Consider the following 26,649-nt stretch of genomic DNA (forward strand, 5'->3'; position numbering starts at 1 on the left):
ATATGGAGCCGGAAAATCTGAAAGAGGAAAGCAAATTAAATCCACTGCAAAAGGCCTGGGATTCATTCAGAAATTTTACTCAAACACATGTTGAAGATCACTGGTCAGTAAAACTTCTAAAACTCTTTTTACAGATAGTGGGAATTGCTATACTCATCATTCTATCTCCGGTAATTATTCTTGTATTGCTATTTGCTTTTTTACTTTCACTTTAATATGAAGGGCATTGGCAACATATTGTTCTGGATTTTTCTGATCTCCTTTACTGCCCATCAGGTAGGCCAAAAGCTAATGGGCATAGAATTGCCTATGCTCGATCGTTATGTCGATCCATTGCTTGGGATGCCGCTATTGCTATATGCCTTTTTGATGGAAAGGCGTTACCTCTGGAATCTGGGTGCTGACTATACGCTTTCAGTAATGGAAATTGTTATTGCCACTACAATTGTTTCTGTTATTAGCGAATTTCTTTTTCCGGCTTTATCAAGTGATTTCACTTTTGATCCATACGATTTCCCCGCATTTGGAATGGGTGCTGTACTTTTTTACTTTACCATGAACAAAAAACAGTAATTTTTAAAAGCGCAATTCATTTCAGTTGCTCAATATTTTAACCCAATGAAATTTCAAGACTACAAGATATCCGACACTTTAAAACAAAACCTTGAATCTATGGGCATTAAACGGCCTACAGATATTCAGTTTAAGTGTATTCCACCGATATTGAAAGGCGAAGATGTGTTGGCCATTGCCCAAACAGGAACTGGGAAAACCCTGGCTTTTGCCCTTCCACTGATTGATACAATTCACAAATCAAAAAAAAACAAAGCTGCTTCTGATATTCAAGCTGTTGTACTGGTTCCCACCCGAGAATTGGCTTTGCAAATCACAAGTGTTTTTAATCAATTGGAAAAACACACCCGCTGCAAAAGTCTTTGCATTTTTGGTGGTGTAGAACAGGACAAACAAATCAAAAGCCTGCTGAAAGGCAATGATATTTTAATCGCAACGCCAGGTCGCCTATTTGACTTAAATGCACAAGGATATGTTTCTCTAAAAAACACAAAAACGCTGGTGCTTGATGAGGCCGATCATATGCTGGATTTGGGATTTATTGACGACATCCGAGATTTGAGTGCTCGATTGCCCGCAAAGCGACAGACCTTGTTTTTTTCTGCTACGATCAACCCAAAAATAAAAAAACTGGCTTATTCACTGATTTCAAAAAATGCCATTCGCATTCAAATTTCTCCTGATAACCCGGTGAATAAAAATGTAAGTCATGCCCTTTGTTTCATTGGTATTGACGATAAGCGCTTTTTTCTAGAGCGCTTCATAAATGAAAATCCGGAAAGTAAAATTCTCGTATTTGTAAGAACGCGAGTTCGAGCAGAACGGGTTAAAAATGCAATGGAACGTGTAAATATCGCTTGTGAAACCCTGCACGGTGCAAAAGACCAAAAAGAGCGCATCAAAATCTTAGATGCTTTTAAAGAAAATGAGATCAATGTATTGATTGCTACTGATGTGAGTGCAAGAGGAATAGATGTGAGTAATGTAGAATTTGTAATCAATTACGATATGCCCGAAAAAGCAGAAAATTATGTACACCGAATAGGAAGAACAGGACGGGGCAATAAAAAAGGGCAGGCCCTCTCTTTTTGCAGCACTGAAGAAAAAGAATTACTGAAGGAAATTGAGGAATTGCTGGGCAAAAAAATAAAGGTTTTACCTGTCCATAAAAAAGATTATGAAGACACGATTGCTCTTAGTGATCAAATGCAGGAAGATTCAGGCGATAATTGGAAAGCATTAATTGAAGATGAAATGAATAACAAGCGAAAGAAAAGAAAGTAAGTTTGCTATAAAAACAGAGGGATGGAAAAATTTCTTCTTCCACCCCTCATTGACTATAGGCAACAGTCAATTATAGTTAGTAATAAAACAACCCTTATTTACTTCAGAACAGACACTTTTCGCATGCTTCTACTATTTTTACCGGCAATTTCCAGTAAATATATTCCCGCAGGCAAATTTTGTGTGTCCAATGTAGTTTTCAGCTCTCCGCTGATATTGTTTTGTGAAATTATCTTTCCGGTACTGTCAAAAAGTTTAATAGTTTCCAGGTCATTGTTTTCATGCCATTCAACTATTAACTGCCCTCTTGTAGGATTTGGATATACTTCAAGTCCAAATTGCCCTTCAAAATTTGGAGCAATACCTACAGATTTATTTTGAACAAACAATGAGTCACCGGCAGAACTAATATTCAATTCTGATTCATCGGCAGCAATAGCCACTACATTATCAAAGTTTAAGTTTAATGTAGCTGCTAAATCATTTTTACCATCTATATTGTCCTGAAGTACAAAACTCACAATAGCAAGTGCTCCATATCCTGTTTTGTTATTGTGGTCTATTCTGGCAATACCCATATCAACTTTAGAGGCACTGTAAATATCCTTATACAAGAAAACACTGCTGTCAATTGGAGCCAGCCACGAATTACTAAAATCAACTTGAAATGAATTGCTATCTATTATACTGGCATCATAAGCAATAGAAAAAGCAATACCATATATATCATCAATAGGATTGGACATTGTTCCAAGTTGAATTGTACCCTGAACTGTTTCTCCAAGCTGAAAGCTGTCTTTTTGAAAATTTAGAAACAAGTCAGGGTTCAACGCTTGTTGAGGTGAACCACTAGACTTAGCATGCGTAAGTCCATAATTCATTCCAATGGGTTGAACATCAAACAGGTCAATAATTCCATTGCCATCACAATCTGCATGTTTGTAATTCACACCAATTGAAAATGTGTCTGCCCAGTCTGAAGAAGCCTGACCTACCCAGTTGCTTGAAGCATTTGCACGAACAAGGCCGGCTGTATTGTACCCAACTGCAATCGGTAATATATCATAGACATTGGCAACTCCATCATCATTCGCGTCTCCTGGCCAAACCAAGTCTTGCGCTACTACACCAGTATCAGGTGAAAGTTTTACTACCCAATAGTCTCTCAAGCCTCTTTTAGCTTCAGATTTATCACCTGAAATTAGGGACTGGGAAGTGCCTGCTAAAAAATACCCCCCATCATTTGTTAAGCTTACTGAACTAAGATTATCCCAACTATTTCCGCCAATAACGCTTTGCCAAACAATATTTCCTGAAGTATCCAATTTTACAAGCCAGTAGTCATTGGAACCTTTTGTATTCATTGTTTTGCTACCTGACACCGGAGACCTGGATTTCCCCCCAATCAAAACATCACTGTTGTCACATTCATTGACAGTTGTTAAAGCATCAAAATCACTTCCTCCAATAGTTTTTTGCCATTGTATATTTCCTGAAATATCAAGTTTCACAACCCAATAATCAAATTGCCCTATATGGGCTTCTGTTTTATCTCCTGATATACCAGACTTGGAAGATCCCGCTATTATATATTCACCATTATTAGAAGATTCTTCTATAGCATGAATTCTATCAGATTGCGCTCCGCCAATGGTTTTTTGCCATTGTATATTTCCATTATTATCCAGTTTAATCACCCAATAATCAAATTCACCTTTAGAATTTTCTGTCTTATCTCCTGATATATCTGAATTTGAAGAACAACCTAAAAGGTAACCAGCATCACTTGTTTGAATTATAGGCGCACCACCTAAAGTATCTCCTTTGTCAGAATGTAAAATCTGATAAAAGGATTCATTACCAGTTCCTCCAATAGTCTTTTGCCATTGTATATTGCCCGAAATATCAAGTTTTAGAATCCATAAATCTATTCCCCCTTTTGAACTTTCAGTCTTATCTCCTGAAATTCCTGATTCAGACCAACCATTTACTATATACCCACCATCTATAGTTTGTGATATAGAATACAACCTTTCATCAGCATTTCCTCCATAGGTTTTTTGCCATTGTATATTACCAGTACTATCAGTTTTTAAAATCCAGTAGTCTAAGCCCCCTTTTGAAGTATCTGTTTTATCACCTGAAATGTCTGAGTTGGAAGTCCCTCCAAGTATATACCCTCCATCTGATGTTATATTTATCTGGTTAAGATCATCCCATCCAAGTCCTCCATAGGATTTTTGCCATAAAATCCCTCCCAATGAATTTACATTTATAACCCAAAAATCAAGATCACCTTTATGGGGTACTGTTTTATCTCCACTGATGCCTGAATTAGACCAGCCTCCCATTGTATATGTACCGTTAGGAAGTTGAATGGCATTTCTCAATTGTTGATGAGAATTACCTCCCAATGTCTTATCCCACTCAACAACAGGTTGTGCAAAAATACTAATGTTAAAAAATGAAGCGACTATTACAATTAGAGTTTTCATGATCATTGATTTTGGTGATATTATTATCATCGATTACAAAAATGCCTTTCATTCTACTCAAAAAAAAGGACATTTTATACAGATTGTTCATTCATAATTTAACATAAAAAATTTAAGGCTCAGTAATATCAGTAATTTACAATTTTAAGTGTTCATTTAAATGCGTACATTTACTGAAATCAAAACATTATTAAATTAAGCAATAAATATGTCAGATTCCAAACTTTATTTATTATTCAAAAGCCTTGACAAAACAGAGCTCAAGGATTTTAATAAATTTATTCAATCTCCCTATTTTAATACCAATGAAAAATTATCCACGCTTTTTCAATATTTAGTAAGTGAAAATGCAGCATTTAAAAACGGAAAACCGGACAAAAAAAATATTTATCAATATCTATTTCCAAATAAGCCATACAAAGACCTACACTGCCGCCAATACTTAACTACGCTATCTTCCATGATAGAAAAATTTCTTGAAACCGAACATTTACAAAAGGAAAAGCATCTACTGGATCATTCATTACTTGAAGAATTGATTGAACGAAATTCGGAAAAACTATTCAACCAAACTTACCAAAAAACAAATCCTGATACATCCATAAAAAACGGACAATTTTATCTCAATCAATTTAAGCGGGAAGACATACGAAACCGTTTTCTGACACATTTTGCACAACGCAAAAACCGTTTTATTGCACAGCCGGATTATACACAAACCATACAAGAACTCGATACATTTTATCTTATTTACAAACTGAAATACTGCTGTGAGTTGCTCAATTACAAAACTATTGGTGCAGTGGAGCAGGAAACCATTTTGCTGGACGAGATCCTTGAGTTGCTCAGCAAAAAAAATTATTCCGAGATTCCTGCAATAAATATATACTACAAGATACTTCTGACATTGACTCAGCCTGAAAATGAAAGCAATTTTCACGAATTAATGTCAGCACTTAAAGTAAGTGACCATAATTTTCCTCAACCCGAAACAAGGGAAATGTATATTTATGCCCAAAATTTCTGTATCCGGCAAATCAACAAAGGAAAAACAGCCTATCTCAATGAGCTCTTAAATATTTACAAAATATTGCTGGAGAGAAAAATCATACTCAAAAATGAAGAATTGTCGCCCTGGGATTATAAAAACATAGTTGTTACTGCATTGCGCAGCAAAGATTTTAACTGGGCCAATTCCTTTATAAACACATACAAAGCATATTTGCCTACAAAGGAAAGAGAAAATGCCTATTCCTATAATCTGGCGAAATATCATTTTTATTTAAATAATTACGACAGCGTATTGGATTTATTACAAAAAGTGGAATACAAAGATGTATTCTACAGTCTCGACTCCAAAGCTATGTTGATGAAAACCTATTATGAATTGAGGGAATTAGAATTGTTGTATGCCTTGATGGAAAGTTTCAAGACCTATCTCAACAGAAAGAAAAATCTTTCGGAGCACCACGTGAAAACGTACAAAAACCTGATCAAGATTACTAAAAAATTGACGAAACTGACAAATGGAGACAAAAAGAAAGCCGCACTTATAATTGAGCAAATCAACTCCACAAAGCCACTGGCAGACGCTGGATGGCTAAAAGAAAAAGCGAAAACATTTCTTGCTGTCAGTATTTCTGAATAAGGCAGGTACTAATTTTTATAAGAAAAAAAGTTTTTGGCATAAAAAAACCGGGCAAAGCCCGGTCTTGAATCCATTGTACTTCTATAAATGCCTGATGAACTTAAGCCAGTTTAACATTTACGGCATTCAATCCTTTTCGACCTTCTTGAAGTTCGAAACTCACTTCGTCATTTTCTTTGACCTCATCGATCAAACCTGATACATGTACAAAATACTCTTTGTCTTCTTCTACGTCTTTAATAAAGCCGTAGCCTTTTGATTCATTGAAGAACTTTACAATTCCGTTTCTCATTGTGTTAATTATAATTAAAAAATATGATCAAAGATAACAGAATTTTTTAGAAATAGTAGATCTGAATATATTTTTTTCTAAAAGGCAATCAAAAAGGCAAATTTTAAGCTCAATTGATTTGCTGAATTTTATAAGACATAAGACCAAAGCTGCTTTTATAAATAGCTTTGATCTAACTCTCCTGTTTCGTTTTCTTCAAAAACAATTCCTTTTTCTTCCAAGCCTCTTAATACAGGCTTATAAATTTCTTCCAATACGGGCAATTGCACTCCTTTGGATTCCACTGCATTACTCAAAAGCAATTTTGCAGCAAGTCCCAATGGCAAACCCACGCATTTGGCCATTGCAGTATTTCTTTGATTTTCACCAATACATACCATACTGGAATGCAATTCATGCATAGTATCCTTTAATTTATAAATAAACTTGTGCCACATCACTATCATATCTTTTTCATCCTCTTTTAAAGTCCACCTGTCCTCAAGAATTTTTTGCAGTATTTGAGCCGGGGTTCCTTTTTCAAGTCCCACTTTTTTATTTGAAAAAATACCGAGCCAGCGCAATTTGTACATCACTTCCGAATCGAGGTCAAGATTCAGGTAATGCGCCAGTTTTAATTCTACAGAATCTTTGGGACGGAAATACAAAAAGGAATTGATAAAATCTTTGTAGCTCATATTCTTGCAATCGATTTGATACGAATCGTCTGTTGCTCCCAGTTGAACAAAAACATTCCAAGTGCGACTAAAACCAGGTCTGCGTAAAGTTCCGCGATAAATGGTTCTTGCATTTTCCAATCCGTAAATACTTTGATATTTCAGCGAATCTCTGTTGGCATAGCCACCAAAATAGCCATAGGGCGGAATATGTATGATTTCTGTTCGATGAAATAAGCGGTGATAAGGAATATACTTCAGTTTGCCCTCGTGTAAAAATTTGGACACCCCCTGCCCTGCCAGCACCACATTGCGTGGATTCCATGTGAATTTATACTGCCAGGGGTTGTCTGCTTCGCTTTCTGGAGCAAGCAAGCCTCCAGTAAAACTCTCAAAGGTATCAATAGAAGCACCTTGCTTTTTAAGCCGGTGAATCAACTGCATGGCCGACATATGATCAATTCCTGGATCCAGCCCCATTTCATTCAGCAGTAAAACGTCCGCTTTTTTCGCAGCTTCATCCAAAGCCCGCATTTCATCAGATACATAAGATGCTGTAATCATGTTTTTGCCGAGCTTTATGCAAGCTTCAGCTACCGGCACATGCATATGAGCCGGTAATAAGGAAATAACAAGCGTTTGTGTTTCTATTGTTGCTTCCAACTGATCTTGCTTGCGAATATCCAATGCTGAAATTTTCAACCTGTCGTGTGTCGTAAATTTTTTCTTTACGGTTTCAGGGTCAATATCAACTATGTTAATCATCCAATCGTTTTCAGATGCTTCTGTCAATAAATAGTCCACCAATACATTGCTGGATTTCCCTGCTCCTATTAATAAAATATTTTTCATTAGTTTTAGCTTGCTTTTTATGACAAATAAGATAGAATTTAAAACTACTGTAAAAGTTTATGAAAGCCTAAATCAATTGAGCAAGGCCGATCAAATACTTTTAAAAAAAGCAGAAGAAGCTTCCGCACTCTCCTATTCGCCTTATTCAAAATTTCCCGTAGGAACAGCCTTCCAATTGGATGATGGCACTTATATTCTGGGCAGCAACCAGGAAGATGCCGCTTTCCCCGCAGGAATTTGTGCGGAACGCGTGGGCCTGTCTAATTTGGCTATGCAAAAACCAGGGACGCCTATATACACCATAGCAATAGTAGTGCCTTCCGATGCTCCTGCTGCACCATGTGGCATTTGCAGGCAATCACTTTTTCAACAGGAATTTCGGCAAAATCAAAACATACGGCTTTTACTGAAAGGAAAAAGCGAAGAAATTTATCTGTTGCCCTCTGTCAAGTCTTTGCTTCCACTGCCTTTTACTTTTTGACAAAATGAGTGCTCTATCAGCATCAAATTTTCAAAGCAAATCGGCAAACAATTTACACGGTCATTTCATTAGCTAAGTGAACAATTATCTCTTACTTTTGAAGCAAAATGAAATAATGAAAGATCAGAAATACTATATAGAGCTTGAGAAACGCTATGGAGCCCACAACTACCATCCGCTGCCGGTAGTATTGGAAAAAGGTTCAGGGGTTTTTGTCTGGGATACAGACGGCAAACGCTATTATGATTTTTTAGCAGCATATTCTGCCGTTAATCAAGGACACTGTCACCCAAAAATTTTAGAAACACTCAGAAAGCAATCAGAAAAACTCACCATTACTTCACGTGCATTCCACAACAATATACTGGGGGAATACGAAGAATACATCACTAAATATTTTGGCTACGATAAAATATTGCCAATGAATACCGGTGTAGAAGGCGGTGAAACTGCCAATAAGCTTGCGCGTAAATGGGGCTATACCAAAAAGGGCATTCCAGAAAACAAAGCCCGGATAATATTTGTGAATGGCAATTTCTGGGGAAGGACGCTTGCTGCCATCTCTACATCTGATGACCCCAGCAGCTATGAAGGTTTTGGTCCATACATGCCAGGATATGATGTGATTCCGTACAACGATCTTGAAGCACTTGAAAAGGAATTGCAGGATCCCAATGTCGCAGCATTTATGGTGGAGCCCATTCAAGGCGAAGCCGGTGTAGTTGTACCGGATGAAGGTTATCTTGCTGGTGTGCGCAAACTGTGTACAAAATACAATGTGCTTTTTATAGCCGATGAAGTGCAGACTGGTATTGGCCGGACAGGGAAAAGGCTGGCCTGTGATTATGAGGAGGCACATCCTGATATTCTGATCCTGGGAAAAGCCCTTTCGGGAGGCGTTTTGCCTGTGTCGGCAGCCTTGGCAAATGACGAGGTTATGCTTTGTATAAAACCGGGAGAACACGGTTCTACTTTTGGAGGCAATCCACTGGCATGTGCGGTAGCTAAAACCTCATTGGAGGTTGTGAAAGAAGAAAAAATGGCGAAAAATGCTTTTCGCCTGGGAAAAATATTCCGCAAAGAAATGGAGCAACTGGTAAATGAACTGGACATTCTCAAACTGGTCAGAGGCAAAGGACTGCTGAATGCAATTGTGATTAATGATAAGGAAAAAAGCAATACTGCATGGGACATTTGCATGGAGCTGAAAAACAGGGGATTATTGGCCAAGCCCACCCAAGGCAATAAAATCCGCTTTACTCCGCCTTTAATTATTACTGAAGAGCAATTGATGGATTGCTTGGAAATTATTAAAGGGACTTTGAGGGATTTTGATAAGAAATAGTTTTTAAATCAGAAAGCCGGTTTTTAGCCGGCTTTTTTATTGGCATTTAGAGCTCTATCTCAAAATGTATTTTTGATAAAAGTTTATCTTGTGAGTTCTTGGTAATACTAAATACTCAAAAAAGTAAGATGGATAATTTTGTTTTTGACACTTTCATTTCAGGAATTAAAGAATTTTCAGAAAATACATATAAAATACTAACTAAAAGTGAAGAATATAAAAAAGAAGCACAGCTATATCACTATACATCTCTTGAAGCTTTTCAATCAATGGTACAAAATGAATCGCTAAGAGCTACTATTAACCTGACGGTATTTGACCGATATTTTCATGCGGCATAGCTTATTTCCTCGTGCTGAAAATATTTCCTTACCCTGCCGTTATTGTATTTAAGCATGTTCATGTGTCCTTCCACGTTGTCCCTGAGCTGATCCTGGCTCCTTGGCGAGGGCTTTTCCGACATGCCGTACTTCAGGTCGCAGTTCAGGTACTCATCGGGGTTTTTCTCCGGGGAGTAGGATGGCAGGTAGAATACCTCTATGGCCTTGCGGTTTTCCCCGAGCCATTGCTTTACCTTTTTGCTGTGGTGTACCCGCAGGTTGTCCAGTATGAGGAAGGTCTTTTTCCCCTTGCCCTTGATCAACTGTCGCATGAACTCGATCAGCCTGTCTGAGTGCATGCTGCCCGAGTAGATCATGAACTCTACCTTTCCCCGGTTGGTCACGGTGGATATCATGTTTACCGAGAAGCGCTTTGACATACTTTTCTTCACGGGCGTCCTGCCCCGTGGCGCATAGGAGCGCCCATGCTGGCAGTTGTTCTGCACGCCCGTTTCATCGCCCCAGTGTATCTCGGCATCTTCCTCGGTTGCGCGCTCCCTGATGGCGGGGTATTCCTCGTCAAGCCATTTGCGCACCTTTTCCGGGCATTGCTCGTAGGCCTTCTTCTTTGGCTTCTGGGGAGTGTACCCCCATGACCTGAGGTAGTCGCCCACCGTGTTCACGGCAAGGGTTACCCCCAGCTTGAGCTCCACCAGCTCCTTTACGGCCCCCCTTGTCCACAGGGCGTAGGGCAGCTTCAGTTGGTCCGGCATGGTGTCCAGTATCATCCGCTGGACCTGTTTTTCCTGTTCTTTGTCCAGCAGCTTCATGTTCTCGGACTTTGCGCCACGGGCGTTGTCCCACAGCCCTTTTTCGCCCCCTGCCCTATAGGCCTTCTTCCAGTCGCTTACGGTATTCTCCCTGACACCGAAGGTTTTCGCCACTTCCTTTTGTTTTTTGCCCTCTTGCAACAACTTGACCGCGCGCAGCCGGAAGGCGAAACGCTGCTCGCTGCTTAGTTTCCTGAAATCTGTCTTTTCCATCGCCCTAAGATACGGAAAATTTATCTAATTATATCGGTATATTACCGTTAAGTTAATAATATGGAATATGATCACCAAAAAAATAGCCTATCAACCTCCACGCGAATACCTTTTTCTTGACCAAAAAAGAAAGCTGGGCTTAGTCAAGCGAATTAAAAAACAAATTGATAAATTTGACGTTAGTCAGAATCCTTTTAAAAACTAGAGAAGGGAATTCTATATCCTTCAAACTTTGCAGATCTTGGGAAATTAGTTGTTTTTCAAGTGACCAATTATGAGGTATGTTATAAATAGGCTCACAATACGTCTATAAATTGTTTAGGTTTGATAAGGTATTGTTATTCATGTGTTTTAAAGTTAAAATATATTAAGGCGCAAATGAAGGATATCTGTTTTTTTAAAGTTGCTTTATATGCATGTATATTTGTTTCTTTTTCTTGTCGGGGACAAGAAAAAGAAATTACTTATGTCGATACAGAATCATTGTCTCCCATACAAGCCACAGGATTGCCCATTCGGATTCCAAATGATTCTATGTTATTGCCAGAGCTTAGTGACCCGAAACTTCAAAAAAGACTGGAAGATGAAATTAATAAAGTTTCTAAATGGAAAAGCCTGGTAGCCAATAAAAAAATGGCTATTGGTATTGTCGATTTGACTGATGTAAACAACATTCGATTTGCTCATATAAACGGCAATCACATGATGTATGCTGCCAGTTTGCCTAAAATTGCAGTACTCTTAGCTGCTACTGATGCTATTGAAAACGGTGAACTTGAGGAAACTGCAGAAGTAAAAGCAGATATGAAAATAATGATCAGTAAATCTAACAACGCAGCAACAACACGTATGATAGACAGAGTGGGCTTTCAAAAAATAGAATCGATTTTAACCTGTGATAGATACTGTTTGTACGATGTAGAATTTGGCGGAGGTTTATGGGTTGGCAAACGTTACGGAGGTGGCGGAGCGACAAATCGTGAGCCGATCAGAAATTTAAGTCATGCTGCTACAGTCACTCAAGTATGTCGGTTTTATTATCTGTTGGCTCAGGGGAAATTAGTAAATCAAGAACGATCTGAACAAATGCTTGAGATAATGGAGGATCCTGCTTTGCATCATAAATTTGTAAATACATTAGACATAATTGCACCTGATGCGCGGTTGTTTCGCAAATCCGGTTCATGGAAAACCTATCATTCAGATTCTGTATTGGTTTGGGGAAAAGATCCAAACAGAAGATACATTTTAGTAGCACTTGTAGATGACAGTAGTGGAGAACAAATTATAAGAGACTTAGTCATGCCTGTAGAAAGGGCTTTAAAGAAGTGATTTGTGTCATTTTACAGAGGCCTAAGGTTATTAGTGCTTAGGCCTCCTTTAAAGTACAAGAAATAAAATATTTAGAACCCTTAAAACTGCATGGTACAAACCTTCATAAAGAAATTATTCGACATTAGGGATGGAGAGTTGAAAGTAGCCTTACTGATGCAGGGATATGTTTTTTTTATCATTGCCACTCTACTGATCATCAAACCTTTAGTTAATTCAATATTTATTTCTGAGTTAGGTGCAGAAAATCTTCCTTTTGGATTTTTATTAGTAGCCATTACTGCTGTCATAAGCTCTTACTTTTATTCACGATCCACTGAGCAATTTTCGTTATTACATATTATTCGATTTACCATTGTTTTTAGTATTGTATCCCTAATTATTTTAGGAGCATTATTGCATTTAGGTCTCATCAAAGGATGGATTTTATACATGTTTTATACAGGTGTCGCTATATATGCAGTTTTGGCTACATCACAATTTTGGGTGTTAGCAAATCTCGCTTTTAATGTAAGAGAAGCCAAGCGGTTATTCGGTTTTATTGGTGCTGGCGCCATTACAGGTGGTATTTTTGGAGGCTATCTCACCACTATTTTAGCACCCTTTATAGGCAATGAAAATCTTGTATTTGTTGCAGCTTTCTTTTTAGCCCCCTGTTTCCCATTACTCTCTAAGATTTGGAAAATAAAAGTAAGTGCTCTTAATACTTTTAAAAAGAAAAAAAGAACTGCCACTTCAAATGAAAATCCTTTTAAACTCATTAAAGGCTCAAAGCACCTCACTTATCTTGCAATTATTATTGGAGTTGGTGTAATTACAGCGAAGTTAGTAGATTACGAATTTAGCTATATCGCAGCACAACACTACACAGATAGTGATGAGTTAACTTCTTTCTTTGGGTTCTGGTTGTCTTCATTTAACGTAGCTTCTTTGTTGCTTCAACTTTTCCTAACCCGAAGAATTGTTGGTGTTTGGGGTGTTGGCTTTTCATTAATATTATTACCCGTTTTGATATTTTTAGGGGGCTTGTTATTTTTAGTCTTTCCGGAACTTTGGGTAGTCATACTCCTCAAAGCCACAGATGCTAGTTTAAAACAATCTGTAAATAAATCTGCCATTGAATTGATTGCATTGCCATTGCCTTTACAACTTAAAAAGAAAACAAAATCTTTTATTGATGTTGTAGTTGATAGTATTGCAACGGGAATTGCAGGTTGTATTCTTATCTTTTTAATAAAAGGCCTGGATGTGCCCCCTTCATACATCATGGTGCTTATTGTAATACTCACCTTCACATGGGCATATTTTGTTTTCAAAGTACGTAAAGAATACTTTCTTTCCTTTAGAAAAAATCTTGAAGTTATTGTACCTGTTCCTATAAAAAAGAGAAAAACAGAAACACCCAAGGAGTCTTTTATAGAGGGAATGCGGAATGTTTTTGAAAATGGTCAAGATCGAGAAATACTATATATGTTAAGTAAAGCACAGGAGGTAAATGATAAGCGTTTAGTTGGACCAATTTCTGAACTCTTAAGCCATCCTTCGCATAAAATCAAGGCTGAAGCCTTACGTAATCTATATTTCTTAAATGCAGATAGCATCTATACGGAAGTGATATCCTTTTTAAACACAAAAGATGATGAACTTGTTATGGCAACGCTAGAGTATTTACTTTTACACTCAAACACAGACGAAAGTATTGTATTTGATAGCTATTTAGATCATCCTGATGAATATATTTCAGGCGCTGCACTTTTATGTTTAGCCAAAGAATCTCAGGATAATATTGTACTCAAAGAAAAGTACAACCTATTTGACCGTATTGAAAAAAAGAAATTAGAAATCGCCTTACTGCCAGAAGAACTTCAACTCAAAGAACAAATTGAACTTTTACAAATTATAGGTGATGCTGACTATAAAAAAGGTTACGATACTATTCTTGATGCTTTAAATAGTAAAGAAAATGATGTATTACAACAACAAGCTATCATAGCTGCTGGAAATACGCTCAATGACTTATTTGTTAATCCTTTATTGGAAAAGTTAGTCATTAAAAGCCAAAGGGAAATAGCGATAAAGGCACTTACAAATTATGGGAAAGCTATGCTTAATGTACTTTTCAAAAAACTTATGGCTGACGAAATTCAGGAGTCTGTCAAGAAGTTTATTCCCAAAACTATGGCTGCTTTTAACACCCAAGCAGCTGTGGAAATCATTTTTGAAAGCTTTAAGCATGCTGTAGACTTATCCGTTCGTTTGGAGTGTGTGACTCAACTTTGTATTCTAAAAGAAAAAAATAAAAGTTTAGAATTTAACGAAAGACAAGTGGCCAAGCTTATTCTTGAAGAATGCAAGCTTTATGACAACACAATTAATGCAATGCATACCCAAATCATTGTTCATTATTTAAGGCGTAAGCGGCTAAAAATGAATTTGCCAGATGAAGAAATGAAAGCAAGAGAAAGCTTAATGGAATTGCTGGAAAGGAGATTAGAAAATGGATTACAACGCATTTTTAAACTGTTGGAATTGCGCTACTCTCAAAAAGATGTGCGCATGGCCTACCAAGGCATTCTTAGTGAAGAGCAAGAAAAGAGAACAAATGCTATTGAGTTTTTAGATATTTTGCTTAATCCAGATTTAAAAAATGCGCTTATCCCTATAGTTGAAGCCAGCATACTAGATATTACTTCAGTTGAGGTAATAGAAGCGATAAGCAAAAACAAAACAACTGAATTTGAATGTTTTCAAAATATCCTCAATGGGAAAGATGGACGTCTAAAATTAGCTGTCCTTTACCTCATTAATAAAATGGGAGACCCAAAATATACTAGCCTTGTTGTTCCCTTTCTACATCATAAAGATGAAGGAATAAGAGATTTTGCAGTAAAGGCTATGCAGTCTATTTCAAAATCAGCTTAAAAAAGTGAGGCATCAAACATCTCCTACATATTTGAAATAATAATTACCCCCTAACAGCCTTATCGATCTTACTGGCAAGCATTAAGTGATCACTTGCAGAGTTCTTGTTCAATACGTTGGTCATAACACATACCATATATTTTGAACCATCCGTATGTTCTACAATGGCTACTGAATTCATATAGTTAAACACATTACCTTTGTATTTACCGCATTCTTCGCCTTTGCTTATATCGCATTTATACAAACTTCCAGATTTAAAATAGACAGCGGCATCCCTCAATTCAGGTGCTTGTGCATAGCGAATTCTTCGATCGGTCATGTACATTAATCGCTTGATTTCTAAGCTTGATTTTTCATCTACAATATTACCTTGTTCAAGTTGTAGCATCCATTTCATGAGTCCTAGTGGCGAGCCAATACTCCCACCTTTACTACCCACATAAGGATTTACACCTCTGGTAAAAAAAGTTCCTAAACGCCATTCATCTTCTGTAATACCCAATTGTCGTAAAGGATCGTTAACTATGGAAACAGCTAGGTCTGTGATACTATTTTTAGGCCCTTCTTTAAAATAAGCATCGGCATCTTCTTGGGTCATCGTTGGGTACTTATCTCCAAAAGCACACATGAGTAAGGCCTCTCGCCACACAACACTCGCTGCACCATTATTGCTGACAGACAAGGCATGATCTGCCCATTCAAACAAAGAAAATACATCGCTTGCCTGTGCTTGGCGCTTTACCAATTTATTGGTTTCTATATTAAACACCGGAATGGTATGTTCATCAGTTAGCACCCAATTCCCTCCTTTTACCATTTTGTTTTTTAAGAGTTCAACACGCTTGTTGTAATCATCAGGATAAATTTTAGCTAGCTGATCGAATAGTGCAGTAACCACTATTAGCTTACCCACACTTCCTGGCTGGTAACCACGAGTTTCATTTTGTTGTGCATACCTCAAACTATCTGGTTTTGAAATATCAAGAACAGTTACAGAGTAGCTTTTATCTAACCTAGGAAATAAAGCGTCTATCTTTTTTTGAAGCAATGCATCTTGAACCAAAATCTCCTTTGGCGTATTTTGCTTTCGCGAGAGCAAGTTAAGTTTAATATCATTTATGCTTTTGTAGGCTCCTGCTGGTAGTTTAATAGCGGGTAAATCGCCTGAAAGTGACAATTCTAAGCCTCTCAAGCGTTTTATACCTGAGTATTGGTAGCCATCAATTGGATAATCCGTATAATTTGCAGGTACAATAAAAGCCATACAGGCAAAAGCCAAAAGACTTATTTTAAGTGTTTTGATCATGGGGCTATAAGGGTTTGCTTAATAAAATTTGTTTTTGTGTATTTACGTCAGGTGTGATTGATTGAAGATACTCTGAACCTAAGGCATTTTTATTTTCAACAAAAGGTCTAACCTGAAACAACCATAGCTTATTATCCTTAAACCCAAGCTCTACGTCATAAGCTCCTTTATAATCTGAATTTGTTTTTTTGGCTAAAGTTTTTCTGATGGTGCTTGCCAATTCGTTTATTTCTGCAATGTTCTGCGCATTTAAAATGGGGTTTTCAAAGGTCGTTACTTGTTTTCCTGTGCCACCTGTAACAGGTAGGATTGTATAATAAGCTTCTCTTGCCGGAGATAACAATTTTACTTTTCCTTCTGAAGTAATGTTGTATGTTTCAGCAAATTGCCCATCTACTGCGCCACCAGCACCACGACTAAAGGCAAGGGTTAAATCATTTTCATCTCCTGAAGAAATACCTTTTGTAACCAAAACTCCGGAGTAATCTACATCTACCGAAGGAATGACCAGGATCGAGGGAAATACATTCTCTGGATTTAATAAATATTTTTGTCTCCACTTAAAGCTGCGTTCTGTATAAGGTGATGCCCATACATCTTTAATGCCTTGTATTATTTTCTGCTTTTCTACAGCATTAAAAATAGTTAAGTTAAGGCCTGCACCTGAAAAATCCTTCAAGTCTTCCATGTTAGTGTCACTCCTTAAAAACACGGGGACACTGCCTATAGGTTTTTCAAAAATAGTTTGAAATGATGATGAAATTTCAGCTAAAAACTCAGACTTTAAGGGCATTATTTTTATCGCAGCCCTTAAAATTTCCAATTGTCTTAATTGAAAATTCTCTACCTCAACTTTAGAAATTCCTTGTTCTCTTTTGGCATCGGCTTCTGTAAACATTGCGTTTAAAAACTCCCAGTAACTTTTGCCTTGATTTGGCATTTGCTGATCCATGTGTTTTTTGAAAATCCCAAAAGGAATGACAAACCCTTCTACAACTTGTTCGGGAAACATAGACTTGAGTTGACCAAGATTAGCAGCCTTAGGACCGCACAGTTTGCCGGAGTTACTCGCATCAACCTCACGTAGATTTAATATAGATGTTTGGCCTAAGCGAATCTCTTCAACGGGTACAGCAATTCTATCTTCCTTACGGACCTTTTTAGTAAACAGCACTTTTTCTTCTGCCGTCATTTTAGCCGCCTCTTTTAAAATTACTGTCCCTTTATTGGAAACCGCATAAAACACTTTTTCACCGTGAAATGGCATTAAATCTTGCAGATTTTCATCGGACAAGGCTGCATTTGGAACACCTAAATTTCTTGCTAACAATTGAACATGAGAAACCAAGTTCCCTTCAGCAACAGTAGCTATTCCTGCTATCGGTTTTAAGTCGGCAGGAGCACGTTCAAATATATATATCTTATCACTTGAGACTTCAATATCATCAGGGTTACCGTTTATCACGACCAGTTCCCCAAATGCATAACCTGGATTTAAACCACGGACGCTACTCTGGTTTTTGAGATTCATGACTTTATTAGACAACGAAGATTCTTGAGCAATGAAATCCCCTAAATCTCCCACAGTTTTTCCCAATTGTAAGGCAACAGAGGAACGAATGCGGTCATCAATAAAACTATAGGCTTTTGGCTCAAAAGCAGTATATGTGTTGACCACATCTTGATAATTTGCCTTTACCATTGCCGAGCTCCATTCTACCACACCACGAGCAGTTTCATGCATCTTGATTAAATTGCCCAAACTTATACTCTTTCCAGCAACGGGTTGAAGTGTAGCCTGTACGCTTTCCCACTCCCAAAGTTCTATCGCTCCTGTTCCAGCTATAGCCATGGCTAAGGCATATACTTTTTCCTGTTGCTCTCCAAGGGTTACAGGATCCCACTCTGCTGACTTTTTAAAGACAATAGTTTCAAGTTTATTCGCAATATCTAAAAGTTGAAGACGCTGAGCGCCCCCTTTTTCTTTGGTGATATTTTTTCTTATGTTTAGAAGCATTTTAGCCGTTTCTTTAGTGAATAGCGAAGGATTTACGGTAGTGCTATTGGCTTGGATAAAATTTTGCAACTTTGTTTTTAAAGCACTTTCACTTTTAAGGGAATTCACCTGTGTTGAAATAGCGGAAAGGCTTGCAGGTTTATGGAACTTCTGCATGGTCACTAAGAGCTCCTCTAACTTTTTAAGCAGATCAGAAGTTAGCAATGATGAATTTTTGTTTTTAAATTCCACTACTTTTTCAATATCCAGAGGCTCAGGATTGCTATGTATTTTTACACGCAGGTCCATAAATTTTGAATATTGATCAGAAATAACTTTAGACTGTGCGCGCATCAATTGAGAGACATCGTCATCGCCTTTATGAGGGATATCCTTTAGAGATTGCAAAATAAGGTAATAGTTTTTGACCAATACATCATCTTTGGTCAATAGCCATTTGTAAAAATCAACACCCCATTTTTCTTCATCTTCTACTTGTATGGCACCACGGTAATACTGTCCTTTTCTATTTACCCAACCCTCGTCAATACGGGCTAGATATTTACCAAGTTGGTATTGTTTTAAGCGAGAATGGTTATGCACTTCATCCCAAAACTCAGTCTTATCAGTATAAGCCAATATCTGTCCTAAAAATATATGATCGCTTTTTCCAAGAGCAATGACTTCATCTTTATAAGTGGCGTGTTGGATGCCCCCAATATCTTTGGGACATGGATCTTTAGGTGGACGGATACTACCATCATCACAAAACCATTGAATGCTTTTGTATGGCCCACGGATATCATTTTTGTAAGTTTCAATTTGACTTTTTACTTTTTCGTTACTAAGCTGTTGAGCGTTTACTGATAACACCGCTAGAAAGGCAAAAATCAATAAAAATGGGTGTTTTTGGTATTTCATTTTAATATGTGGTTACAATAGTTAGACGCCTAAAAATCAAATAGGCCATTAAAGAGTTGGCTTAGACCCTACTTAACTAATAGGGAATAAATACTTCTTAGGGAGAGTCCAATATACGAAACAAAACTCAAATCAATAGATAAATTATTTTTGAAAAAAAACTTTATGAATAGTCTCTGTCATAATCTGAAACTTATAAATGGCTTAAAAAAAGCTGATCATCATTTTAGTCCAGCCCCAGCCATCTTGTGCGTTTTCAAATTTCATTATGAAAGCGAGGCCCCTGAGTGTCCCGACCTACATTACGGGGCAAGCTAGTCGAAATGCCAGATATAAAATTCAGAAATTATAATTCCCTTTACATTATTAAAGGAGATTCAACCGGATATCTGAATACAGAAAACTTAAATTACAGGACAATAACGGGTAATGCTGCTGGTTAAAACTAGCGCATTGCTAGCTGAATTCTAGCCAAAGAGTATAGCCTGCTTGCGCCTCTCTAAAAAACATCGCAAAACCCAAACCACTCATGGTCTATGCCCAGTATCAAATCCTGGTCTTATAAAAGCCCTTGCTTTTGGGAAACATTTTTCAGCATTACGCCTGAGTTGCTCCAGCAACACCAAAAAATCAAGAATCTCATCAGCCTGTGTGGGCATTTGCTCGTAGAGTTTTCCCCATGCAGCAATCGAACGATCTATTGCCAACAAAGCCACTTTTGCCGAGCCATCCGCATCGCTCGGAAATTCATCTCCCAAATCCATGTCCTCAAATAAATCATCATGGCTGGTCAAAGCGCGCATCAACTTGGTATAGATCAAGTGCTGATACCACCTGATTACGGATATCGCGTCTTCTATCATTATAGCCGCACCTTGTGTTTCTGATGTTTTGATTCCAAGTTTTAAATTATTGTTGAGCTCCTGTTCCAATTCTAATAAAACTGGTTCAGCAGCAATAAACCATTTATGAACCTTCTTGGTGTATTGCATAGAAGTTCTTGACAATTCATGATCTTCTGCTTTTTCCTTGCTTTCTTTTTCTTTTTGTTCAAATTCCGGATCCGGTTCTATTTTATCCAGATCAATCCCTTGTTCGTAGGCAATGTATTCTATCATTTCCCTGGTTTGACGAAAACTTTCCTGCACACTCTCCCAAAACATTTGTTTTTCATCGCTGCCAGCATTTTTGGATAGAATTTCTTCAGACATCTCATAATTCAAACAACGAGCAGTAAAGGGACAGCGCTCGCACCATCGATCGCAATAGTTAAAAATGCCTGGAATGTGTCTCGGATTATGTGGACGATCTAAAAATTCCGGTTTTTTCATAAACAAATAAGTTTGGGTCTAATTTACAAAAGAGAAAGATTATCCCATATTGCCTCTCAGTCATACGATGACTTTGGTTGATTGGCTACTGACAATCCTTCAAGGCTTTGAAAACCTTGAAGGATTTGACAGGTGTATTTTGGCTTTTCCCTTTGGCGAAACACCTCTCTATTAATCTATCAACATACGCTTCACGGAACTGCCTTGTTCGGTTTGTAATTCCACAAAGTAAATGCCCGTAGATAATCCTGAGTTATTGATAAAGAAACTTTGAGTGCCAGAACTAACGCTCAATTGTCTGTGATCAATTACTTCACCCAAAATATTGGTAATCTTAAACTGAACTACGCCACTTGTCTCGGCCTGTAGTTCAAGGTTAAAACTTCCCTGGTTGGGATTGGGATAGATTTCCCAATTGCCTTCATTAGACAGTTCCCCGATTCCTACATGAATGTATTCTGTACAAGCGGTATCACTGCAATTATATTGGTCAGTAACAACCACACAATACCTGCCTGTTTTAGGAGTGCTGAAATATTGGTTGTTTGCGCCAAAAATCAAATTCCATGGGCTCTGCTCATACCATTGGTAACTCATTCCGGCAGGTGCAGCCAACATTGTAGAACCAGAAATGCTGATACTTGCATTTGGTCTTTCCACTACATTTATTGAATCTATGCATTCCGTTGCATTTCCATCGCTGGTGGTTAAAGTCATAATAACAGGGTATGTGCCTGGCGTATTATAAGTTATGCTATGCATTCCTGGACCTGTAGCAGAAGAAGGACTGCCACTAGGGAAACTCCAATTTATAAACAACCCGGTCGTAACTCCAGCATAATTGAACAATGCGACTTCCCCTTCACAAACATTTGGCTTAAAGGTCCATTCGCAAGGCAAAGGATGTTCCTTGCAGTGAATAGGGAAACAAATGGTAGTATCCTTACAAACCACTTGGTTTTCATCTACCGTAAATGTAAGGCAGAGCTCCTCATCCTGACTGCTTCCAATATAGCTGCCGCTCACGGTATTCAATCCATTTATTAAAGTGTAAGGATTGTTTACGTTTAAAATTCCGGTATTGCCGCTGCTAATATTCAAACTGCCACATCCATCTATCAATAAATCAAAATAATATTTAGGTCCTGCTGAGGTCTGTTCGCACCATATTGTATCACTAATAAATTCAAATCTGCAACAAGAGGTATCACAAGGTGGCAATACTACACAGGCGGGTTCTGAAAAACAGCACAGGGTATAATCGCCCAAGGAATCCAATCCTTCCAAATGTGTTCTGAAACAGATCGTGTCACCTGCACTTCCATTGTAAATAGTGGTAGAAAGAGAAGTAGAACTATCCCCTGGAAGTATTTCCTCTCCCACTACAGAAGGGCCAAACAATAATCCCAAATGCGGGCTCAATACCCCGAGATTAACCCTGTCAACGGTATCTGAGCTATTATTGATCACATAATATTGCATTTCATAATTTCCATCACTATTGCAGAAAATAGTATCAATGATAAATTCAGCGCACAAAGAATCCTGAGGGCCACAATCTTCCAGGTTCAATTCCAATTCCCCTGTAGTATCGGTACAACCAAAACTATTCGTTACTTCCAATGCATATAAACCACTCAAATTTGCGGTATAATCTTTAGAGTTGGCTCCAGAAATAGGACTTCCATTCAACATCCACTGATAAGAGGTGCCACCTACTGGACCGATAATGGTATATGGCGCGCAAGTATCAAAGCATCCTACATAATAGGAACACAGCTCGGGAAGTGGGTTGATAGTAGCGCAATATGTTGTGCTGCTGCTACAGCCATTGGTATCCGTTGCAATCAATTGATAACAGCCATTTTCCGTAACCGAAATAGTATCTGAAATTGCACCTGTACTCCACTGTAAATTCACGGATGCATCTGGATGATCGCCCACCAATGTAATTGTTTCTCCATAGCAAACCACACTTGCCCCAACAGGCGTAATAGTTGGATCCGCTGGATTGTCCAATGCCTCCATAATAAAAGGCATAGAAGTATCAGAGCAACCCAAATCATTGTCCGTTACAACCAATTCGTAAGTAAATATTCCGGGAGATGATGGCATAAAGAAAATGGAGCTATTGGTACTGCCATTGTTGGTGCCATCGTCCGTAAACCACTGGTAACTCCAATTGCTATTGAAATTTCCATTCAAGGAATAAGCCTGCCCCAAGCAAATGGTATTGGAACCACTATTATTAATCACGGCTGCAGGTGCAGTATTTACAATTATTCTGATAAAAGTGCTGTAAGTACAACCGCTTCCATCATCCATTTCCAAAGTATAAATTCCGGTACTATTTACCGTTATGGAATCATTGGTAGAGCCATTGCTCCACAGATAATCGCAGGAAGCACAGGCAGGAGCTACCAATACAACATCTTCGCCTTGGCAAACAATGGTATCGGGATAAGCCGAAATATCACCGTAATTCACAGGGCTTACAATTTCTACCGTATCGCTAATGGAGTCAACACAGCCGTAAATATCGGATACAAATAAATCTACCGTGTAATCTCCTGCTGCAAAATAGGCAACAGTAGGATTTTGATTGAGGGAAGTAGCACCATTGCCAAATTCCCAAGACCAATAATTAACTGCTCCAGTAGAAGCATCCGTAAATGGAACGGGCGTTGCCACACAGCTAGGGCTAGGAAAGGTAAAGGCTGCCGAAGGTGATGGGTCAATTTCTACTGTATCCCTATGTGTTACAATACATGCGGCATTGGAAATGGTCAATTCCACATAATAAGTTCCGGGAGAAGCATAGGTATGACAAGGATTTTGAAGTGTTGAAAAATTTCCATCTCCAAAATCCCAATCCCAATTGACAATAGAACTTCCTGCCGTTGTAGCACTTTTATCCGTAAAGCATACTGCATCTCCATTACAACCCGATTCCAAATCAAAATTAGCATATAAGGGAATTTCTACCAGCATGGTATCAACAACCCTACATGTTTTATTGCCTGCAATATTTGGAATATCGCCACTCAATTCCACCAAATAAAATCCGGCATCATCGTAGGTATGCGTGGGATTGGTAAGTGTTGAGGAGTTTCCATCTCCAAAAAGCCATACGTAATTGCTGGCATTTACCGAACTATTGGTAAAAATCACAGGATTGCAATCCGTGTATGAGAAATCGATAAAACCATCAGGTGTACAGGTATCTGGCGTACAATTGTTTTCCACAACACTCAATGGATCCGAAACAGCGGTACAGCCATTGGAAATGTCCGTTACCGTTACATTAAATGTTCCGGGGCTGCTTGTTGTAATGCATTGGGTTGTAGCGGCATTGGACCACACATAAGTATAATCCGGATTGCCCAAAGCGCAAATATTTACCGTATAAGTGCTTCCCGTGCAATATCTCAGCAAATCTGGTGAGCTGATGCTGGCATTGGGCGGTGAAACATAGCTCACATTTATTTGACCAATCCCTGTACATCCATCCGCATCCGTTACAGTAACTTGATAGAGGCCATCTTCAGAAATATTCGTAGGATTTGAAGTAGAAGTATATCCCGAAGGACCGCTCCAATTATAGCTCACAAATGCACCTCCGCCAGCGCTCAAATCAGTTGAGCCATTTTCGCACAATGGAGCCAATTGGGAAACAACTGGTTCTGGAATTTTCTTTAAAGTAACATTAACAGAGTCTGCATACACCTCGCCACAAACTTCTACGAACAATGCCACCCAAACATTTCCGGGCGCATTATTGCCCCATTCTACGCTTGTACTTGGGCTTCCCTGTGAAAGCACTGTTCCGTCAATATTTGAGTTTACGGTCCAGGTAAAAATGGCACCAGAAGGATATGTCGTTGGTGTGGAAAAAACATCCGTAGCATTGGCACAAGAAACACTTGGTCCATTGATAACAGGTGTCGTTCCGCTTCCGGCAGAAATATTTAAAGTGCTCGTATCAGAATCGCAATACGGAAATTCAGCAGAAGATTCATAGGCCTGAACCAAATAAGGCCCGATGGCATCCCAGTTGACCGTTACGCAATTGTTGGTAGCAGTAGCCGGAGATCCTCCGGTAATGATCCAATTGACATTGAGACTACTTCCTGGCGCACAATATGCAGTGGTAGAATTAGGGCAAATTATGGTATCCCCTACTATTTGCGGATCTGCCGGTGGATCAATTACATCCACTACATATCTGGCAGAATCCTGGCAGGTTTCTGTAGGGTCAACAGGTAGCGCAGTAACTACATAAGTACCCGTATTTCCAACCCAATCGATATTCACAAAATTGCTTGGGCTACCACTTAAAATTGGTCCGGAAGGTGAAACCGTCCAATTACAACTAATGGAAGTACTAAAACCTGATGAGGCATTGGAACAAGCCGTATTCATTCCGAAAATCTGGAATTTTGGTCTTAGGTCAATAATGTATTGAGCAGATCCACCGCAATTCAAGAATGAATCATAGTAGCTCACATTCAAGGTATCGGTACAAGCAGAGGCAAATTCCGACCAGCAAATTTTGACTTTATTGCAAGAGGTCGTATCCTGCAATTCCCCGCAACCGCCATTTAAACTCCAACTATAAGTTGCACCGCTAAAATGAGGCAGGGTATAAAATGCACAATCGCCCGGACAAACTTCCGATGGTCCACTGATTGTCCCTTCATCGGGTACTATTGGCACATTGATAAAAGTAGTATCCACACAAACTCCTGTGCAACCGGATAAATACAAACCAATGGTGCCCATTTGCCCTGGTCCCCATGCAATATTTACACTTGGCTCACCTTGTCCTGATACAATATTACCTCCAATGGCAAACCAATTGAAAGTACAGGAAGTATCTGCATTGGCAGTATATTCCATAGTATCGTTGGCGCAAATGGTGGATGGGCAAGAAATTTCAGGCCCTGCAACGGAATCCACAGTAATTGTATTTTGAATTGTATCGGTGCAAAAACATTCATTTTCAGCAATTAAGGTAATGGTGTATATTCCGCCACTGCTGTAATTGTGATTGGGCTCAAAAGCAGTGGAAGTATTCCCATCGCCAAAATCCCAGAAATAGGAAGTGGCACCCGTGGAATTGTTCTCTAGCCAAACATTGCTGAATTTACATACCGATGCTTGATTGTTAAATGCAGCTACTGGCAAATCAACTTTTTCTATACAAAGCTTGGTGGAATCGGTACAGCCAAAAGAATTTGTTTCTACCAAAAACAAAGTGCCGTAATCTGAATTGTCCCAAGTAACGCTCACGCTATTTGTACTGGCTCCACTGATGGAGCTCTCCCCAATAGCAGACCAAGCATAAGTGCTTCCCGTACTAAGCGACACGCTATATTCCACCGTAGCACCTTTGCACACTTTCTCGCATACAATCAGCTCATCATCCGGGAAACCTATGCCCTGTCCCCTACTGGTATCGGGCGGACAAGAAGGATAAGGCTCACTTGCAATTACAGGGCTTGGACTTGGGTTGATATTTACATTGAGCGTATGGAAAATTGGCGGTCCACTGGGGGGAACTACTTCCACCACTATGGTTCCCGTTCCTGCGCCATTCCAGTGGATGTCCACATTATCAGTATAGGGCGATCCACTGACAAAACCACCCGTTACGCTCCAAGCGTAAGTAGCTCCTGAAACGATCGGGACAGAATAATTTGCCTGATCGCCAGCGCAAACTGGGTTATCTCCTGAAACTTGAGGAAAGGCAGATTTTAAAATCAAAAAGGTAAAGACGAGCAGTAGGTGAAGATTTTTCATGATGTATTATTTTTTATTAAAAAAGTATATCGCTAGGACGACAACTG

At 38.7% G+C, this 26,649-nt stretch carries 17 protein-coding genes; 9 read left to right on the forward strand and 8 right to left on the reverse strand.

Annotated features, from left to right (window positions below):
- The first annotated feature begins 2 nt into the window (after positions 1-2).
- The 3 genes from WD048_04245 to WD048_04255 are packed head-to-tail and all read left to right on the forward strand — an operon-like array spanning position 3 to position 1,857.
- Positions 3-215 (forward strand): hypothetical protein, encoded by a 213-nt coding sequence (locus tag WD048_04245; protein MEX0811405.1) that lies wholly within the window; start codon positions 3-5, stop codon positions 213-215.
- A gap of 1 nt (position 216) precedes the next feature.
- Positions 217-573: a hypothetical protein gene (locus WD048_04250; protein MEX0811406.1), complete on the forward strand. Its 357-nt coding sequence runs from the start codon at positions 217-219 to the stop codon at positions 571-573.
- Between the two features lie 45 nt (positions 574-618).
- The gene (locus WD048_04255; protein ID MEX0811407.1) at positions 619-1,857 is read left to right on the forward strand and encodes a DEAD/DEAH box helicase; all 1,239 of its coding nucleotides are present in this window, start codon (positions 619-621) and stop codon (positions 1,855-1,857) included.
- Positions 1,858-1,955: 98 nt separating this feature from the next.
- Here WD048_04255 and WD048_04260 read toward each other — a convergent pair whose 3' ends face one another.
- Positions 1,956-4,352: a T9SS type A sorting domain-containing protein gene (locus WD048_04260; GenBank protein MEX0811408.1), complete on the reverse strand. Its 2,397-nt coding sequence runs from the start codon at positions 4,350-4,352 to the stop codon at positions 1,956-1,958.
- 208 nt (positions 4,353-4,560) lie between these two features.
- On the opposite strand from WD048_04260, the gene WD048_04265 reads away from it, so the two are divergent.
- On the forward strand, positions 4,561-6,000 hold the full coding sequence (locus tag WD048_04265; protein MEX0811409.1) for a hypothetical protein: 1,440 nt from the start codon (positions 4,561-4,563) through the stop codon (positions 5,998-6,000).
- Between the two features lie 100 nt (positions 6,001-6,100).
- Here WD048_04265 and WD048_04270 read toward each other — a convergent pair whose 3' ends face one another.
- A complete protein-coding gene (locus tag WD048_04270; protein ID MEX0811410.1) occupies positions 6,101-6,292 on the reverse strand; it encodes a cold shock domain-containing protein in 192 nt (63 codons plus the stop codon).
- Positions 6,293-6,447: 155 nt separating this feature from the next.
- A complete protein-coding gene (locus WD048_04275; protein MEX0811411.1) occupies positions 6,448-7,800 on the reverse strand; it encodes a saccharopine dehydrogenase C-terminal domain-containing protein in 1,353 nt (450 codons plus the stop codon).
- 19 nt (positions 7,801-7,819) lie between these two features.
- Between WD048_04275 and WD048_04280 the strand changes: the two genes are divergently transcribed.
- From WD048_04280 to WD048_04290, 3 genes are all read left to right on the forward strand, one after another.
- Entirely contained in the window at positions 7,820-8,281 is a 462-nt protein-coding gene (locus WD048_04280; GenBank protein ID MEX0811412.1) for a cytidine deaminase, read from the forward strand.
- A 115-nt stretch (positions 8,282-8,396) separates the two neighbouring features.
- Positions 8,397-9,626 (forward strand): ornithine--oxo-acid transaminase, encoded by a 1,230-nt coding sequence (rocD, locus tag WD048_04285; GenBank protein ID MEX0811413.1) that lies wholly within the window; start codon positions 8,397-8,399, stop codon positions 9,624-9,626.
- A 128-nt stretch (positions 9,627-9,754) separates the two neighbouring features.
- The gene (locus WD048_04290) at positions 9,755-9,967 is read left to right on the forward strand and encodes a hypothetical protein (protein ID MEX0811414.1); all 213 of its coding nucleotides are present in this window, start codon (positions 9,755-9,757) and stop codon (positions 9,965-9,967) included.
- Here WD048_04290 and WD048_04295 read toward each other — a convergent pair.
- The gene (locus WD048_04295; GenBank protein ID MEX0811415.1) at positions 9,955-10,989 is read right to left on the reverse strand and encodes an IS630 family transposase; all 1,035 of its coding nucleotides are present in this window, start codon (positions 10,987-10,989) and stop codon (positions 9,955-9,957) included. The genes WD048_04290 and WD048_04295 overlap by 13 nt on opposite strands.
- Before the next feature lie 378 nt (positions 10,990-11,367).
- Between WD048_04295 and WD048_04300 the strand changes: the two genes are divergently transcribed.
- Entirely contained in the window at positions 11,368-12,321 is a 954-nt protein-coding gene (locus WD048_04300; protein ID MEX0811416.1) for a serine hydrolase, read from the forward strand.
- A gap of 90 nt (positions 12,322-12,411) precedes the next feature.
- A complete protein-coding gene (locus WD048_04305; GenBank protein ID MEX0811417.1) occupies positions 12,412-15,243 on the forward strand; it encodes an Npt1/Npt2 family nucleotide transporter in 2,832 nt (943 codons plus the stop codon).
- A gap of 43 nt (positions 15,244-15,286) precedes the next feature.
- Here the strand turns inward: WD048_04305 and WD048_04310 are convergent, their stop codons facing one another.
- From WD048_04310 to WD048_04325, 4 genes are all read right to left on the reverse strand, one after another.
- Positions 15,287-16,552 (reverse strand): hypothetical protein, encoded by a 1,266-nt coding sequence (locus WD048_04310; protein ID MEX0811418.1) that lies wholly within the window; start codon positions 16,550-16,552, stop codon positions 15,287-15,289.
- A gap of 4 nt (positions 16,553-16,556) precedes the next feature.
- A complete protein-coding gene (locus tag WD048_04315) occupies positions 16,557-19,469 on the reverse strand; it encodes a PEP/pyruvate-binding domain-containing protein (GenBank protein MEX0811419.1) in 2,913 nt (970 codons plus the stop codon).
- A gap of 527 nt (positions 19,470-19,996) precedes the next feature.
- Positions 19,997-20,800 (reverse strand): hypothetical protein, encoded by an 804-nt coding sequence (locus WD048_04320; GenBank protein ID MEX0811420.1) that lies wholly within the window; start codon positions 20,798-20,800, stop codon positions 19,997-19,999.
- Between the two features lie 171 nt (positions 20,801-20,971).
- Positions 20,972-26,602, reverse strand: a complete 5,631-nt coding sequence (locus WD048_04325) for a PKD domain-containing protein (protein MEX0811421.1) — start codon at positions 26,600-26,602, stop codon at positions 20,972-20,974.
- Positions 26,603-26,649 lie beyond the last annotated feature (47 nt).

The sequence above is a fragment of the Chitinophagales bacterium genome (genome assembly GCA_040877935.1).
In the GTDB taxonomy this organism is placed as follows: Bacteria; Bacteroidota; Bacteroidia; order Chitinophagales; family CAIOSU01; genus JBBDNB01.